Origin of the sequence: Shewanella cyperi, assembly GCF_017354985.1 — a bacterium.
Taxonomy (GTDB): domain Bacteria; phylum Pseudomonadota; class Gammaproteobacteria; order Enterobacterales; family Shewanellaceae; genus Shewanella; species Shewanella cyperi.
Map to the genome: position 1 here is coordinate 2,270,718 of NZ_CP071501.1, position 15,956 is coordinate 2,286,673.

The 15,956-nt window shown below is 54.7% G+C and carries 14 protein-coding genes; 4 read left to right on the plus strand and 10 right to left on the minus strand.

The genetic code is table 11. From position 1 onward, the window contains the following. Positions 1-85 precede the first annotated feature (85 nt). The 6 genes from JYB84_RS09835 to JYB84_RS09860 all read right to left on the minus strand — a co-directional run bounded on the left by JYB84_RS09835 (position 86) and on the right by JYB84_RS09860 (position 6,758). Positions 86-304, minus strand: a complete 219-nt coding sequence (locus tag JYB84_RS09835; protein WP_207319925.1) for a DUF2835 domain-containing protein — start codon at positions 302-304, stop codon at positions 86-88. Positions 305-352: 48 nt separating this feature from the next. Next, positions 353-2,914, minus strand: a complete 2,562-nt coding sequence (pepN, locus tag JYB84_RS09840; protein ID WP_207319926.1) for an aminopeptidase N — start codon at positions 2,912-2,914, stop codon at positions 353-355. Between the two features lie 73 nt (positions 2,915-2,987). Further along, complete coding sequence (gene prc, locus JYB84_RS09845) at positions 2,988-5,030, minus strand: carboxy terminal-processing peptidase (protein ID WP_207319927.1); 2,043 nt, start codon at positions 5,028-5,030, stop codon at positions 2,988-2,990. A 30-nt stretch (positions 5,031-5,060) separates the two neighbouring features. After that, positions 5,061-5,750 carry an RNA chaperone ProQ gene (gene proQ / locus JYB84_RS09850; RefSeq protein ID WP_207319928.1) on the minus strand — a complete coding sequence of 230 codons (690 nt, stop codon included), beginning with the start codon at positions 5,748-5,750 and terminating at the stop codon, positions 5,061-5,063. 236 nt (positions 5,751-5,986) lie between these two features. Continuing rightward, positions 5,987-6,445: a GAF domain-containing protein gene (locus JYB84_RS09855; RefSeq protein WP_207319929.1), complete on the minus strand. Its 459-nt coding sequence runs from the start codon at positions 6,443-6,445 to the stop codon at positions 5,987-5,989. A gap of 28 nt (positions 6,446-6,473) precedes the next feature. Then, the gene (locus JYB84_RS09860; protein WP_207319930.1) at positions 6,474-6,758 is read right to left on the minus strand and encodes a YebG family protein; all 285 of its coding nucleotides are present in this window, start codon (positions 6,756-6,758) and stop codon (positions 6,474-6,476) included. 191 nt (positions 6,759-6,949) lie between these two features. Between JYB84_RS09860 and JYB84_RS09865 the strand changes: the two genes are divergently transcribed. Genes JYB84_RS09865 through JYB84_RS09875 form a run of 3 tightly spaced genes read left to right on the plus strand, consistent with a single transcriptional unit; the run spans position 6,950 to position 10,779 of the window. Beyond that, complete coding sequence (locus tag JYB84_RS09865; protein WP_207323177.1) at positions 6,950-7,576, plus strand: paraquat-inducible protein A; 627 nt, start codon at positions 6,950-6,952, stop codon at positions 7,574-7,576. Beyond that, complete coding sequence (locus tag JYB84_RS09870; RefSeq protein WP_207319931.1) at positions 7,569-8,195, plus strand: paraquat-inducible protein A; 627 nt, start codon at positions 7,569-7,571, stop codon at positions 8,193-8,195. The genes JYB84_RS09865 and JYB84_RS09870 overlap by 8 nt, the downstream gene beginning before the upstream one ends. Then, positions 8,182-10,779, plus strand: a complete 2,598-nt coding sequence (locus JYB84_RS09875; RefSeq protein WP_207319932.1) for a PqiB family protein — start codon at positions 8,182-8,184, stop codon at positions 10,777-10,779. The genes JYB84_RS09870 and JYB84_RS09875 overlap by 14 nt, the downstream gene beginning before the upstream one ends. Positions 10,780-10,869: 90 nt before the next feature. On the opposite strand, the gene JYB84_RS09880 is transcribed toward JYB84_RS09875, so the two are convergent. Further along, positions 10,870-12,096, minus strand: coding sequence for a nucleoside recognition domain-containing protein (locus tag JYB84_RS09880; RefSeq protein ID WP_207319933.1), 1,227 nt, complete (start codon positions 12,094-12,096; stop codon positions 10,870-10,872). A gap of 72 nt (positions 12,097-12,168) precedes the next feature. Between JYB84_RS09880 and rsmF the strand changes: the two genes are divergently transcribed. Beyond that, positions 12,169-13,572, plus strand: coding sequence for a 16S rRNA (cytosine(1407)-C(5))-methyltransferase RsmF (gene rsmF, locus JYB84_RS09885; protein ID WP_207319934.1), 1,404 nt, complete (start codon positions 12,169-12,171; stop codon positions 13,570-13,572). 306 nt (positions 13,573-13,878) lie between these two features. Here the strand turns inward: rsmF and JYB84_RS09890 are convergent, their stop codons facing one another. The 3 genes from JYB84_RS09890 to holB are packed head-to-tail and all read right to left on the minus strand — an operon-like array spanning position 13,879 to position 15,956. Next, complete coding sequence (locus JYB84_RS09890) at positions 13,879-14,667, minus strand: TatD family hydrolase (RefSeq protein WP_207319935.1); 789 nt, start codon at positions 14,665-14,667, stop codon at positions 13,879-13,881. A 43-nt stretch (positions 14,668-14,710) separates the two neighbouring features. Then, entirely contained in the window at positions 14,711-15,037 is a 327-nt protein-coding gene (locus JYB84_RS09895; RefSeq protein WP_207319936.1) for a PilZ domain-containing protein, read from the minus strand. 1 nt (position 15,038) lies between these two features. Then, positions 15,039-15,956 carry a DNA polymerase III subunit delta' gene (gene holB / locus JYB84_RS09900; protein ID WP_207319937.1) on the minus strand — a complete coding sequence of 306 codons (918 nt, stop codon included), beginning with the start codon at positions 15,954-15,956 and terminating at the stop codon, positions 15,039-15,041.

Here is a 15,956-nt window from a genome sequence, read left to right on the forward strand (position 1 = left end):
CGGATTAGTCGGTTTTTATCAAGAGCTTAGAGCCTTCATAAAAATTTTTAGCCGAAGGTAAAATCCAATTAAACGTTTTAAGTCTTTACTCTAATTTTTCTATGGAAACAAATTTACCCTGTTGATCCAACTCCAGCCTGAAATGCCCTCTTATCCCCTCTCTGGTCAAATAACGGCGCAGATGCCTGCCATGGATCCACAACAGTCGACCGGCATCATCCTTTACCTGGATCATCTCCGCAGTCCCTTGATAGTATGGGAGAAAATCATCAAAGCTGAGATTGATTCGAAAAAATAGCTGCATCTTTTCCTCATAAACGGGGGCAAATGAAACTTGCCCCCGCTGCTGATATCAATCTGTGGCCAGGGCCTTGGAGACCTTTTCAAACAGATCGCGCGACAAATCAGGCATAGCCAACAATTGTCCCAGACAGGCCTTCATTTTTTCCTGCCTCACAGCATCAAACTTGGCAAACTGAATAAGCGGCGTGACTATGCGCGCCGCCAGCTGGGGGTTGGCACTGTTAAGCTTTATCAGATACCCGGTCAGCAATTCATATCCCCTGCCATCGGGACGGTGAAATTGGGCCGGATTGCCGGCGGCAAAGCTGCCAATGAGCGAGCGCACCCGATTGGGGTTGGACAAACTGAAGGCCGGGTGCTGACTGAGTGCGTCTATGCGTGTCAGCACGGCATCATCCTCTGCCATCGCATGAAGCGTAAACCATTTATCCATCACCAGTGGGGTAGCATTCCATTTACGTTCAAAATCGGCCATCAGTGGTTCGGCACACTCCAACTCTGCCGCCATAACAGCCTTCAAGGCCCCGAGGGTATCGGTCATATTGTTGCTGCCATGATACTGAGCCAATGCCAAACTCTCGGCCTCGGCGCTGGCCTGACACAGCAGCGCCAAACAGGCATTTTTCAAGGCCCGGGCGGGAGCATCATCCAGTACACTTTGCTCGCGGTAACGGGCCTGCAATTCATCCGCCAACTCGCTCGCCAGTTCCTCCACCACAAAGCGGCGGGCGGCCAGCAAGGCATCCAGCTCAACGGTTTCCACTTGTTCGATAAGGGAATTAATGGATGGAAGCGCCAGAACTTCGGCTACCAGCTCCCGATCAAGCTGCGGATCCAACAGTACGGCCCGCAGCGCATCCGCCACCCGACTGTCGACGCCCATGGCGTCACCGGCTGCCAACTTGGAAACGTTGCCCCAAATGGCACGGCTGAAGAGTTCCACCGAGGCTTCCCAACGGGCCACTTCACTGCCGGCATGGCGCATCAGGGTCACCAATTGCTCGGTGGAAAAATCGTATTTCAATTTGACCGGTGCGGAGAAGTTCTGCAACAGCGACGGCACCGGCCTTTGCGCCAAATTGGGGAATTCAAACACCTGCTCTTCACCGGTCAGATCCAGTACCCGATTGATCAGGGATTGTCCGCCCTCACCGAGCAACTCAACATCAAATGGAATATGCAAGGGCAAAGGATCGCTCAGTCCCTTTATCCTGGGCTGTTGCTGACTCAACTTCAGGCGATAACAGCCATTGTCAAAGCTGTCACTGACAGTGACCACTGGAGTACCAGCCTGACTGTACCAGCGACGGAATTGGCGCAGATCTATACCGCTGGCATCTTCCATGGCGGCAACAAAATCATCGCAAGTCACGGCCTGACCATCGTGGCGCTCAAAGTACAGCTTCATACCGGCCTGAAACCCGGCCTCGCCCAACAAGGTGTGCAGCATACGGATCACTTCCGCTCCCTTGTTGTATACGGTAACCGTATAGAAGTTGTTCATCTCGATGACACTTTGGGGGCGAATGGGATGCGCCATGGGGCCGGCATCCTCGGCAAATTGCTGATTCTTTATTACCTTGATGGCATGAATACGGTTGACCGCCCGAGAGCCGAGATCGGAGCTGAATTCCTGATCTCTAAATACGGTCAAACCTTCCTTGAGACTGAGTTGAAACCAGTCGCGGCAGGTCACCCGGTTACCGGTCCAGTTATGAAAGTACTCATGGCCCACGACAGATTCTATGCCATGATAATCTTCGTCTGTGGCACTGGCGGTGTCGGCCAGCACATACTTGGTATTGAAGATATTCAGGCCTTTGTTCTCCATGGCGCCCATGTTGAAGAAGTCCACCGCCACTATCATGTAGATATCGAGATCGTATTCGAGCCCAAAGCGGCTTTCATCCCAGGCCATGGACTTTTTCAGTGACGCCATGGCGTGGTGGGCCTTATGCAGATTGCCCTTGTCAACAAACACCTGCAACGCCACATTGCGGCCACTGCGGGTGATAAAACTGTCCTGCAACAGGTCAAAATCCCCCGCCACCAGGGCAAAAAGATAGCTGGGTTTCGGGAAGGGATCCTCCCAGCACACGAAATGACGGCCTCCCTCCAACTCACCGGCATCCACCTTGTTGCCATTGCTCAGCAGAAAGGGAAATTCCGCCTTGGGTGCCTCAATACGCACCTTATAGCGGGCCAGCACATCGGGGCGGTCCAGGAAATAGGTGATGCGCCTGAAACCTTCGGCCTCGCATTGGGTACAGTAAGCCCCATCGGACATGTACAGACCTTCAAGACTGGAGTTGGCCGCGGGGTCTATCAGGGTCACCAGCTCCAAACTGAAGCGTTCCGGCACGTCGGCGATGATGAGCTTGCCGGGCTCCAGACGATACGCTACGTCCCTGCCATCAACCGCCACCCGCTCAAGCTCGAGTTGCTCTCCATCAAGCACCAGTTCGGTCGCACCAGTCTGCTGTCTTTGGATTTGGCTGATGGCGGTGACCCGAGTGGCTGCAGGTGCCAGCTCGAATCGCAACTCGATATCACTGATTAGAAAGTCGCTGACACGGTAGTCATCCAGGTGTTTGGCTGTTGGCTCTGTCATGGTTTTCCCTTATTGCTGTGCTTGTGAAAAAAAACGCGCCGGGGCGCGTTTTTTTAATGGGTTGACCGGCAAATCAACCGGCATTTTTCGCCAATTGACCGGCATCGACCATATCCAGGGTGATAAAGGCCGTTTCGTCGAGGAATGGATCCGGCGCTTCCGGAGTGTTCTCCAGCTCATCGAGGCTCTTCACCGGAGGCAGGCCTTGATGTACCCGGCGCTCGTTGGCGCGGTCCAATTGCTTCTTATCATCGGCTTCACGTTGTGCCAGGCGGTCTTTTTCAACCAGAGACACAGTTTTTTCGTCGTGATGCTTTTTGTACTCGAGTATATCCTGATAGATATAGCCGAACTCCACGTCCTGCTTGATGCGTTGCTCGTGCTTGGCTTCCAGGCTGCTCACCAGTTGCGGGGAGATCTCTCCCACCACACCATACTGGGCCACGGGAACCTGATCCCAAGGCAGAGCGTTATCTTCTTCCGCCTCACCGTATTCCCCTTGTGCCAGTGCACTTGGGAACGGAATATCAGGTGTCACACCCTTGAGCTGAGTACTGCCACCGTTGATCCGGTAGAACTTCTGTATCGTGTATTGCACATGACCTATGGGTTTGTCATACAGATCGTAGATACGTCCCAGGCTCTTGTGCTGCTGCACAGTTCCCTTGCCAAAGGTTGATTCACCCACTATCAACGCACGCTGATAGTCCTGCAGCGCTGCTGCAAATATTTCCGATGCTGACGCGCTGTAACGGTCCACCAACACGGTCAAGGGACCGGAGTAACTGACCTTGCCATCGTTATCCCTGTGCTGGGAAACACGGCCATTGGCATCACGCACCTGCACCACTGGGCCCATGTCGATGAAAAGACCGGTCAACAACACGGCCTCGGTAAGTGCGCCACCGCCGTTGCCACGCAGATCGATAACAATACCTTCGACTTTGGCTTCATTGAGCTTAACCAGCTCCCTGGCCACGTCCTGGGACAGGTTCATGTAGAAGCCGGGGATCTGGATAACACCGACCTTACGGTTGGCGTAGGCGCCTTCCTTAGGTTCAATCACCTTGGACGTCGCCGCTCTGTCTTCCAGACGGATTTTGTCACGCACTATGGTGACTTCAAACAACTTGGCGTTGGAGCCGCCCTTCTTGGGCAGGATTTGCAACCGAACCTTGCTGCCCTTGGGGCCTTTGATCAGGTCTACTACATCATCCAGGCGCCAGCCGATAACGTCGACTATGGGACCATCTTCCTGGCCGACACCGACGATTCTGTCTTCCGGCGACAGCTTTTCACTCAGAGCTGCGGGGCCACCGGCCACCATGCTCTTAATGACTGTGTAATCGTCATCAAGCTGCAGCACGGCACCAATGCCTTCAAGGCTCAGGTTCATTTCCATCTGGAAACGCTCGGCATTGCGCGGTGACAAATAGCTGGTATGGGGTTCAATGCTGCGGGAAAACGCATTCATTACTGTCTGGAATACATCTTCACTCTGGGTTTGCCCCAAACGCTTGATGGCGTTGTTGTAGCGCTTTTGCAGCACTTCAACTATCTCGTCCCAGTTTTTGCCGGTCAGTTTCAGATTCAGCGCATCATACTTGACCCGTTGACGCCACAGCTCATTGAGCTCAGCTTCATCTTTTGGCCAGGGAGCATCCTCACGATCGTACTCGTAGGCATCGCCGGGCTCATCGAAATTCATCTTGGCATCAAGCAGACTCAGTGCATAAGCGAAGCGCTCATAGCGACGACGCTGCGCCAAGTCAAACATGGTGTAAGCTCCGCTCAAATCGCCGTTTTTGAGCATGTCATCAAACTGCGTCGCGTAGCTATTAAATCCGGCGATATCGGCTTGGGTCAGCACATTGCGACGATAGTCCAATTGCTCCAAATAGCGATCGAAGATACTCGCGGAAAAACCATCATCCAGATTGAATCTGTGGTAATGAGAACGGGTGAACAGATCGGCCACCCGCTTGCTGGCCACCTTGTGCTGTGGCTCCTGTTCAAGGGAGGGTAACTCGCTGACTTGAATTGCCGGCGGAATTGCCCAAGCTGAAAAAGCAGCCAGAGCTGAAGCGACTGACGCGGCTAAAGTGAGTTTTCGCATCAACAAGTTACTCCTTTGTACTTGATTGGGTTACAGCAGTATATAGTCAGCCCTTACCTTGACAGTCAAGCCGCTATCCAACTGGACATGTACATCTTCCTTGTTGATATCCACGACTGTGCCTGCCACGGGGGACATACCCAATTTGACATTCACACGCTGTTTTGGTTTCAGATCGGCCAGTTTTGCCTGCACCAAATTGGAAACATCCACGGCGGGTTTAGCCTTGGGTTCAGCCTGTGATGGTTTGGCGGCACGTTCCTGACGTGGACGGTCCTGGCGCGGACGATCTTGACCTGGACGCTCCTGACGGGGGCGCTTGGCCTGTGGTTTACGGGCAGGCTTATCTGTTGCCTCGGCCTTGGGGGCGCGCTCGGCACGCTTGGCCTTGGCTTTCTCCTGACTTTCTTTCAGGGTCGCCTGGGCGTGATCTATGTGCTCTTGCTCCAACTCACCGCAGGGATTGCCATCAAGGTCAACCCTTACCGCACCTTCTTTGATGCACTTGAGGTAACGCCAGCTGCTGGTATAACGGCGCAGGGCAACACGAAGCTGTGTTTTACTGACTTTGGAATCATCAGCCAACCTTTCTGCCAGATCTTGAAACAAACCTATTTTCAGAGGTTTAGCCTCACCCTCGGCGATAAAGCACAGGGGGAATGTTTCATACAAATACGCCAGAATGGCGTTGGTGTCGGTCAACTTTTCTGTTGATTCCATTTCTACTTCCACAGTTCACAGGGATGCGGCGTTCTGATGCCGGCATCGGTTATGTAAGGTTATGGCCACCCGGAGCCATCGCACACGTTAGCATTATATCGACGGATGCCAAAGTGCTTATAAACATTGATTAACAAATTTCCGTTAATCCGCCCCCCGCACGGCAGGAAGCAGCCGCCTATTATAAGGCGGCCTTGAGCGAATGCGACCGGGATTTACGCTAAATTGGTGGGATTTCAACCAAACAGGGTGTTTTCCAGCACCCGGACAGCCTGTTCCAGGCCCAATTGATCCGCTTCGTCGAAGCGGTCGAACACCGGACTGTCAATATCCAGCACGGCAACGACCTGCCCCTGCTTGCGAACCGGGATCACGATTTCGGAGTTGCTGGCTGAATCGCAGGCGATATGACCATCGAACTGGTGCACGTCGGCGACTCTCTGGGTGCTGTCCAGCGCAGCTGCTGTGCCGCAGACACCTTTGCCCCAGGGAATGCGGTTGCAGGCGACCTTACCCTGGAAGGGGCCGAGCACCAGCTCATCGCCACGACGGATATAAAAACCGACCCAGTTCAATTCGGTCAGCTGGCTGTTAAGCATGGCAGAGAAATTGGCCATGGCCGACACCATATCGTCGTCGCCCTCAAGCAGGGCCGCCAGTTGTCGGTTCAGTGATTGGTAAAATTCAGACTTCATGCAAGTACCTTATGCCAATACCGTCTGATTAATCAGCGGCGTCTTTCCTGGTGTTTTTCCTGGGCGCGGGTTCTGCTTTGGCAAGCGGAGCGCCCTTGAGCAGGGATGATAGATCATCTTTGTGGGTGGCTAAATAGAAGGCCAACTTTTCTGTCCTGCCATCGTCCAAATCCAGCCCGGCACCTTGGATAAACGGGATAAGACTGTCGGCGATATCCAGCATCTTGTCATAGGCATCGGCCTCTTTTTTCGATGTGAATGTCATCTTCTCCACCCCTTCTCTGACCACGACATATTGAGTGATAACTGCCATGATTGCCCTCTTACTGGTTATTTATACAGTGCATAGAGTGTCACAGGTGCAACTAATGATGCAAGTCCGGAACGGGATCTGCTAGTATCATGGCATTAAAAGCGGCAATAATTGAATTCTTTTCACGTGATTACGGAAACTTACGCGCAAAAATGTCCGCCGCTGCCAAAGAGGAAGTCAGTTTAGCCATTATGCAAGACGATGCCGTAGACCAGACAGTCATTCTCTGCCGTGCCTGCGACATGGCGGTGCGCAAGCGAGCCCTGCCCTCGGGGGTTCGAGCCCTGTGTCCGCGCTGTCATACGGCACTGTACGATACGCCATACTGCTCCATCAACGGCATGCTGGCTTTGTGTGTGGCCGCCCTCGCTTTCTACCTGCCCGCCAACCTGTTCCCTGTGCTGGAGCTGCATTTTCTCGGCAGTGTGCGTACCGCCAGCGTGGTGGAAGGCGCCATGGCGGTGATGTCATTGGGTTACTGGGTAGTCGGAGTGGCCGTATTAACCGCCGCCGTCGTTGCCCCCGGTATCCTGCTGTTGTCCATACTGGGTCAGATCCTGCTCATCAAGGCCGGACTCAAGCAAGGATGGCAACGCACCACCTACGAATGGTTACTGGAGCAACACGGCCTGCTGAGCCAGTTAACCATGCTGGAAATCTATGTGATCAGCTTTCTGGTCTCGGCATTTCAGCTGGCAGATTTTTCCGACATCTATTTCGGTGTCGGTACCTTTTGTTTCACCATGCTGTTTCTGGTGACCCTGTTTCTGCAGCGTGAATACAACCTTGAACATATGTGGAGCTACCTCGATGTCTGAAGCCGGCACCCAGGGTAAGGATTTAGGCTTGCTGCTGTGCAATGTCTGCCACAAGGTTAACTCAGCCCATCTCAGCCATTGTTGTCGCTGTGGCGAGGCGATATCCGAGCGGGACTACAGCAGTTTGCATAAAAGCTGGGCCCTGCTGCTCACCGCCGCCATCCTGCTTATACCGGCCAACATTTATCCCATCACCACTCTGGTGAATCAGGGGGTGGTCACCCAGGACACCATTTTCTCCGGCATTAAGCACCTGGTGGATTCGGATATGCTGCCGATAGCCATCATAGTCTTTACCGCCAGCATACTGGTGCCTTGGCTCAAAATTATCGGTCTGGCCATTTACCTGACCGCCATCAGCTTTCACCTGCCCATTCCCAAGCGTTTACTGATGGGGGGCTTTCATATCATTGAATGGATTGGTCGCTGGTCCATGCTGGATTTATTTGTTATTTCCCTGACTGTGGCACTGGTCAATATGGGACAACTGCTGGACGCCAAACCCGCGCCGGCCGCTACTGCTTTTGCCTTGGTTATCCTGCTGACCCAGCTGGCCGCCAAGGTGTTGGATACTCGTTTACTTTGGGATCGACTGGAACTCGAACATGACGCAAATTGAAGCCCCGAAAGTTGTGAAGAAAAAGCTGTTTTCACCTGTCTGGCTCTTACCCTTGGTGGCTTTGGCTCTGGGCGCCTGGCTCGGGATCAAAAGCATCCGCGAGTCAGGTGTGGAAATTGTGATCCACTTCCCCAGTGCCACAGGCATAGACGTGGCCAAAACCCTGGTCAAATATCAGGGCCTGACCGTGGGAAAAGTAACCGACATAGCCATCGACGACAACCTTGAGGGCGTGAACGTCAGGGTCAAAATGGACTACCGCGCCGGCCCCTACTTAAAGGATGACACCAAGTTTTGGCTGGTGACCCCCAAGGCATCCATCACAGGTGTCTCAGGCCTCGACGCGCTGTTTTCCGGTAATTATATTGCGGTGCAACCGGGCGATGGTGACTCCCGCACCCAGTTTGAGGCCGAGCGTGAAGCGCCGCCGCTGCTTCCCGGCAATGAAGGCATAGTGGTGGAACTGGCCAGCGACCGTCTGGGCTCACTGGATGTGGGCTCTTCCGTACTCTTTCGCCAACTCCCCGTGGGCCGGGTGGTCAGCTACCGTCTCGAGGGTAACAGGCGCGTCATTATCAGCGCCTTTATCCAGGAGCAATACGCACACCTGGTTAAAGCCGATTCACGTTTCTGGAACGTATCGGGCATTGCCATCGATGCCTCCCTGGCTGGGGTACAGATAAAAAGCGAAAGCATTTCGTCACTGCTGGCCGGCGGGATCAGTTTCAGCTCCTCCGACAGTGACCGTTCAGCCAAACACGGTGACAGCTTTATGCTCTACGAGAGCGAAGCCAATGCCCTCGGCGGCAGAGTTATCCGTCTGAACGCCAAAGACGCCGACGGTATAGGTGCAGGTACCCAGGTACTGTACCGGGGCCTTGTCATAGGCAAGGTGCTTGACAGCCATTTGAGTCAGGACGGTGTCGAACTTGAGGTCAAAATTGACGATGATTACGTACAGTTACTGGGTGACAGCGCCCGCTTCTGGCGCGAAGGAGCCGAATTGTCGCTCTCAGGCATCAAGCATGCCGCCCGTCTGGTAACCGGCGATGTGATTGCCTTTATGCCGGGCCTGGGTATGGCCCGGGACAGCTTTCCACTGGAGGCCAACGCTCCCGACCCCATGAATATGGCCCGACATGAACTGCTGCTGCGGGCCGATCGCAACGAAAATATCAGCGAAGGTGCCGAGGTACGCTACCGCAATGTTGCCATAGGCACGGTCAAATCGGTGTCTTTGGCGCGGGATCTGGACTCGGTGGAATACCGCCTGGAAATTTTGCCCGAGTTTGCACCGCTGCTGACCCAGGGCAGTTACTTTGTGCCCGAATCGGCGCTGTCCATCGATGCCAGCCTGAGCGGCGTCAAGATGTCACTGGGTGACGCCAAAACCCTGGTCAGCGGCGCGCTCAGTCTGATCCAGGGCAAGGGGCAACCCCTGCCACCGGGAACGGTACTGAACCTGTACGCTTCGGTGGACGAGGCTGACAAGCAGCAGGCATTGGCCGGTCGCAAATACCTCACCCTCAGCAGTCACGATGGTGCAGATTTATCCCAGGGCTCACCGGTTTACTACAAAAAAATGCAAGTGGGCGAAGTGGTCTCTCTCGACTGGCGCGCCAGTGATGACAGTTTCGCCATCAAACTGGCCATAGACAAAGCTTTCCACTCCTTGCTGGGTGCCAATACCGTATTCTGGCGCAACAGCGCTGTGCACCTGGATGCGGGCCTCACAGGTATCAAGGTCGATGTCGCCCCACTCAAGGGTATGCTTGGCGGCAGCATCAGCCTGGGGATCTTGCCGGAGCAGAGCAAGGTTAACGGCAAGCACCTATATGATACCGAGGCACTGGCCATGGCCAAAGCCAGTGCCCTGTCGCTGACCCTTAAGGCCGATGCCAGGATCAGCGCAGGTGCCGCCATTCGCTATCAGGGGCATCAGGTCGGTGAAATCACCGAAGTCAGGCTCGATAAAGATCTGACCCATCTCAATGCCAAAGGCTACTTATACGGAGATTATGCCGATCACTTTAACCGTGACGACGCCCAATTCCTGTTGGTGGATGCACAAATTTCGCTGCGCGGAATCGAAGCTCCGGAAACGCTGCTCACCGGCCCCTTTATTTCGGTGCTGCCCGGCCGCAGCGACACCCATGTCGACCATTTCGAAGTCGACTCCAGCATCAGCCCCTATGCCGCCCTGCCAAAGGATGCGCTGGCGCTGACCCTTGAACGGCCCAATCTCGGCTCCATCAAGCGTGGCAGTCAGATTTTCTACCGTGGCATTGCCGTGGGACAGGTGGATGGTTATGCCCTGAACCTTCAGGGCGACAAGGTGCAGTTGTTTGTCCACATTGATGGCCGCTATCGCGAGCTCATCAACCAGAGCAGCGTATTTTATGATTTGTCCGGGATCTCGGTGGACATAGGCCTGTTCTCCGGAGCCAGGGTGCAAACCGGCTCCCTGGAAACCATTTTGGCCGGCGGTATTGGGGTATCCACCCTGGACCGAAATGCTCCCGCCATGGTCGAGGGCAGTCTGCTACCCTTGTTGACCAAGGCCGAAGAGGCTTGGCTGCAATAAGCGCTGATACCTGTGCCACATAGAATAAAAAAGCCGGATAATTCCGGCTTTTTTATTGGCGCATAGCGCTTGGCCTTTGCCGTAAAACCATCAGCCGTAAAACCAATAGCACACCCCGATGGCGGTCAGTATCCCGCTCAGATCGGCAAGCAAGGCACAGGGAACGGCGTGGCGGCTGTACCTTATGCCCACAGCCCCGAAATACACGGCCAATACGTAGAATGTGGTTTCTGTGCTGCCCTGCACCACGGCGGCAAGCCGACCGGCAAAAGAGTCCACGCCAAAATGATTCATGGTTTCCAGCATCATGGCCCGGGCGCCGCTGCCGCTGAAGGGTTTCATCAACGCCGTTGGCATGGCATCGATAAAGCGCCCATCCAGTCCCAAGGCCTGCACCATGGTAGCCAGCAAGCCCAGCACAACGTCCAACGCCCCGGATGCCCGCAGCAGACCAATGGCCAGCAGCATAGCCAACAAATAAGGGATCAGGGCCACCGCCTGGGCAAATCCCTCCTTGGCGCCATCAACAAACTCATCGTAAATCGCCACCCGTTTCAGCGCCGCCAGCAGTACAAAGGCAAACACCAGGGCCAGCAAAACCCCATTCCCCAGGTTGGTGGAAAAGTCGCCAATGGCATCGGAGCCCAGGCCCATCAGGTACCACACCAAGGCGCCCAATCCTGCAAACAGCACTGCGCCATAACCCAGTACCAGAGTATTGAGCAAGGGCAGACGCTGCACCCAGGCAACGGCCAATAATCCCACCAGGCTGGAACTGGTGGTGGCGAGCAAAATAGGCAAAAACACATCCGCCGGCGCCACGGCCCCCTGCTGGGCTCGAAACAGGAACACTGTCACGGGCACCAGGGTCACGGAGGAGGTATTGAGCACCAGAAACAGGATCTGGGCATTGCTGGCCACGGCAGCGCTGGGATTGACGCTTTGTAAATCGTGCATGGCCTTAAGGCCCAGAGGGGTAGCGGCATTGTCCAGTCCAAGCAGATTGGCGGTCAGGTTCATGGTCACGCTGCCGTATGCAGGATGTCCCCGGGGGATCTCGGGCATTAATTTACTGAGCAGCGGTTCAGTTATCCGGGCCAACCAGGCCACCATGCCGGCCCGCTCACCTATGCGCATCAGCCCCATCCACAGGGCCAGCACGCCCACCAGGCCTATGGCGATTTCCGCGGCCAGCTTGGCGCTGGCGAACAGCGCCTCCACCGTCTGGGACAATACCGCCAATTCTCCTTGCAGCAGACGAATGACCACCGCCGCCATGGAGATCAAGAAAAAGCCCAGCCAAACCCGATTCAGCACATCGCACTCCCATGCCACAGAGGCGCCTTTGTTTGCTATAATCGCGCCAGTTTTTTACCGCTATGGCCTACTATGGTTCAGTTAAATCAAAAATTTATCAATAGCATCGCCAAAGATTTGCCTGCCCATCTGTCGCTGGACGACTTTATTCATTACTGCGGCCTGCCTTTGCGCCCCGCGATTCGGGTCAACACCCTGAAAACAGATGCGACAAAGTTGAAGGCTCTGCTGGAGCCCAAGGGCTGGCAGTTCGAGCCCATTCCCTGGTGCCGGGATGGTTTTTGGGTGCAATACCCACAGGAGTGCCAACCCGGAAATCTCAGCGCTCATCTGCAGGGCCTGTTTTACATTCAGGAAGCCAGCTCCATGCTGCCGCCAACGGCACTGTTCAAGGACAATGAACCGAATACAGTGCTGGACGTCGCCTCGGCCCCCGGCTCCAAAACCACCCAGATGGCGGCCCTGATGGCCAACCGGGGGCTGCTGGTTGCCAATGAATATTCCTCCAGTCGGGTTAAGGTATTACATGCCAACCTGCTGCGCATGGGGGTATACAACTGCGCCCTGACCCATTTTGACGGTCGGGTATTCGGCGAATACCTGTATGAAACCTTTGATGCCGTGCTGCTCGACGCTCCCTGCGGCGGTGAAGGTACGGTGCGCAAGGATGCCGATGCCCTGAAGCACTGGGATGAAAGCGAAATCGGTGCCATAGCCGATACCCAGAAGGCGCTGATAAACTCCGCCTTTCTGGCCCTGAAGCCGGGCGGTGTGCTGGTCTACTCCACCTGCACCCTGAACCGGCGGGAAAACCAGGAAGTCTGCCTCCACCTCAAGCAAAAATACGGCGATGCGGTCGAATTCGAGTCCCTGGAAAACTTGTTCGACGGCGCCCACAAGGCGTTGACCAGCGAAGGATTCCTGCATATTTGGCCCCAAATATACGACAGTGAGGGCTTCTTCGTTGCCAGACTGCGCAAAACCGCCTCGGTCCCCAGGGAGCATCCAGAACCCAGGCTGCAAAAGCAGTTCCCATTTCAGAAAGCGAGCAACAAGGATGCGCTCAGGCTACAACAGGCCTTTGCAGACTTGGGACTGAACTGGCCCGCCGAAGGGCAACTTATGGCCAGAGATGACGAGTTCTGGTGGTTCCCGGACGGCTTCGAAGCACTGCAGGGCAAAATGCGTTTTCAGCGTATCGGCATCAAACTGGCCGATGACGCCAAACACGGTTTGAAAATACGCCACGAAGCGGTGATCGCGTTCGGTACCCAAAACAAGGCATTGGTGTTGGATGAGGAGCAGGCGTGCCAATACCTGATGGGACGGGACATCGCCTTGGATGTCCCCGCCAAGGCCTCAGGGGAGAAACTGGTCTGGTGCCAGGGGGCTCCGCTTGGTGTGGTGAAGCACCTGGGGAACAGGCTGAAAAACGGCCTTCCGAGGGATTTGGTCAGGGATAAGGTGCAGAGTTAGTGGGCAGATTGGCCCTTGCTACCACCATGAGTTGCGAACCAAGTCACATTTTCTTACAGCTGAAGCAAAAATAATTGCACATTAATTAAGCAACGCCTGATAGCTGTGTCTACACTTAGTGGCAGTGACCCTGAACGTCAGGGGCAGATTTTTGCAAAAGCTGCCAAGGCGGCTTTTAACCAGTAGCGCACGGCTCATTTATTGAGCCATTCCCCTGGGCCCAAAACAATTGGAATAGTTTTGGGCCTTTTTTTATGGGCGATTTTTCAAGGAAAGAAACTTGGGGCTCCGCCAATAAGCATCCAATCAGCGGCCAATCAGCCGTGCAGCGTCCTTGAACAAGGTGAAGAAGTTCTCGCTGGTATACGCGGCCAAGTCTTCATACTTTTCACCACGTAACTGGGCAACAAACTCGGCCACGTCTCGGACATAGGCGGGTTGATTTTCCTGCCCCCGGTGCGGCACCGGCGCCAGATAGGGTGAGTCAGTTTCCACCAGCAGCCTGTCTTTGGGCACCTTGCGGATCACATTACGCAACTCGGCGGCATTTTTGAAGGTCACTATCCCGGAGACCGAGATATAAAAACCCAGATCCATGGCAGCCTTGGCCATTTCCCAGGTCTCGGTAAAACAGTGCAGCACACCGCCTACCTGATCTGCCCCACCCTGAGTTAACAGGGCTATGGTGTCTTCGCGGGCATCGCGGGTATGCACAATCAAAGGTTTGTTGACTTCACGGGCCAGGGCTATCTGATCTGCAAAACACTGCTGCTGCAGTTCGCGGGAATCATCGGCGTAAAAATAGTCCAGCCCGGTTTCGCCAATGGCAACCACCCGGGGATGGGCGGCAAAAGTGCGCAGCTCATCCACATCCAGACCTTCTTTGACATCCAGGGGATGGACGCCGCTGGAAAGGAATACCTGCTCAAAGCCAGCCACCTTGTCCAGCATCGACTGGAATCCCTTCTGCCGCACATTGACGCACAGCATGTAGTCCACCCCTCTGGCCTTGGCATCACTGAGCAGTTGTGTCAGTTCTACCTGGGTGGGGGCAGCTTTAAGCCTGTCAAGATGGCAATGGGAATCGATAAGCACAGTAAAATATCCGGCTGACTAAGGGGACGGCAAGGATACAGAGCTACATGGTGCAGGTCAAATCACCGGAGGCCAGCTCCCGTGACAACAGGGTCTCTATGTGATGTTTGTGAGTGTCGGCATCGGTGAGGATCTTGATCCCTATGCCGGCGGGACGACCACCGGAGGCGCCAATCGGATTAATCCACACCACCACACCACTGAACTCGTGGGCCGTGGTTGCGCCGGGTAAGCGGTAGCCTATGGTCAGCTCCTGCCCCAGGTAATGGGCTTCACTGGTGGCAATAAACAACCCGGCCGGTTTAATAAAAGGCATATAGGCACGATACAACTGGTGTAAAGTGTCAAAGTTAACCACAAGATCTACCATATTAGCTGCTTACAATTCGCTGATAATCCAAAACGACTTTTTGACACAATGCCTGACAATTCACATTCGGCATTGCAGTTAATCCCTGACAAACATGCATAATTTCGGCGGCAAGCCGGGCGATATTATTACGCTGAAACGCATCCTGAGGCCAGCCCCGTTCTAGATCGGATTTCAGTTCGATATATAAAACTTTAAGTGCATCAGTAATTTGTTCTTCAGTTATAGATATCAAACTAGCATAGAGATGTCCGCTCGACAAACTTTGGCGCCAATCTTTTCTCAGTTGTGACAGTTGTTTGTAGCCATCATCTTGCAATAACTCAGCCAGTTTTACCGGGCCGCCACATACCGGCAGACACCAGCTGACATCTTCCCCTTCCGGGCTCAAGCCCCGCAACCAGGCAGAAACAACATCGGGCGAAGGTTCCTGACATGGCAAGCGCTGACAGCGGCTGACCAAAGTCGGCAGTAAGCGCGCTGGCTGGTTACTTTGGAGCAGCAACAAGGTGTCTCGTCCCGGTTCTTCCAGGGTTTTCAGCAGCGCGTTGGCAGCGGCGATGTTCATGCGCTCTGCCTCGTAGATAATGGCGACCCGTCTGCCCCCCTGCTGAGAGGTACTGGTCAGATCCTGACACAGGTTCCGGATTTGGTCGATCTTGATTTGGTGACCATCGGCCTGCACCTGGTACAGATCCGGATGGTTGCCCGCCGCAATCAATTGACAGCCCTTACAATAACCACAGGCCCCTTTTGCGGTCGGCGCCAGGCACAACGCCGCCCTGGCAATATCGCCTAGCAAGTGTTCAGCGCCCAATCCCCTGTCCATCCCCACCAGAATGGCGTGGGGCAAACGGCCGGTCATCAGCAATTGCATGAAGCTGCCAAGGGGAGCACTGAGCCAGGGCATCTGTATCAT

Excerpts from the sequence above, each read along its gene's own strand:
- JYB84_RS09835 (WP_207319925.1), bottom strand. The coding sequence starts at position 304 with ATGCAGCTATTTTTTCGAATCAATCTCAGCTTTGATGATTTTCTCCCA.
- pepN (WP_207319926.1), bottom strand. The coding sequence starts at position 2,914 with ATGACAGAGCCAACAGCCAAACACCTGGATGACTACCGTGTCAGCGAC.
- prc (WP_207319927.1), bottom strand. The coding sequence starts at position 5,030 with ATGCGAAAACTCACTTTAGCCGCGTCAGTCGCTTCAGCTCTGGCTGCT.
- proQ (WP_207319928.1), bottom strand. The coding sequence starts at position 5,750 with ATGGAATCAACAGAAAAGTTGACCGACACCAACGCCATTCTGGCGTAT.
- JYB84_RS09855 (WP_207319929.1), bottom strand. The coding sequence starts at position 6,445 with ATGAAGTCTGAATTTTACCAATCACTGAACCGACAACTGGCGGCCCTG.
- JYB84_RS09860 (WP_207319930.1), bottom strand. The coding sequence starts at position 6,758 with ATGGCAGTTATCACTCAATATGTCGTGGTCAGAGAAGGGGTGGAGAAG.
- JYB84_RS09865 (WP_207323177.1), top strand. The coding sequence starts at position 6,950 with ATGCAAGACGATGCCGTAGACCAGACAGTCATTCTCTGCCGTGCCTGC.
- JYB84_RS09870 (WP_207319931.1), top strand. The coding sequence starts at position 7,569 with ATGTCTGAAGCCGGCACCCAGGGTAAGGATTTAGGCTTGCTGCTGTGC.
- JYB84_RS09875 (WP_207319932.1), top strand. The coding sequence starts at position 8,182 with ATGACGCAAATTGAAGCCCCGAAAGTTGTGAAGAAAAAGCTGTTTTCA.
- rsmF (WP_207319934.1), top strand. The coding sequence starts at position 12,169 with ATGGTTCAGTTAAATCAAAAATTTATCAATAGCATCGCCAAAGATTTG.
- JYB84_RS09895 (WP_207319936.1), bottom strand. The coding sequence starts at position 15,037 with ATGGTAGATCTTGTGGTTAACTTTGACACTTTACACCAGTTGTATCGT.
- holB (WP_207319937.1), bottom strand. The coding sequence starts at position 15,956 with ATGATACAGATGCCCTGGCTCAGTGCTCCCCTTGGCAGCTTCATGCAA.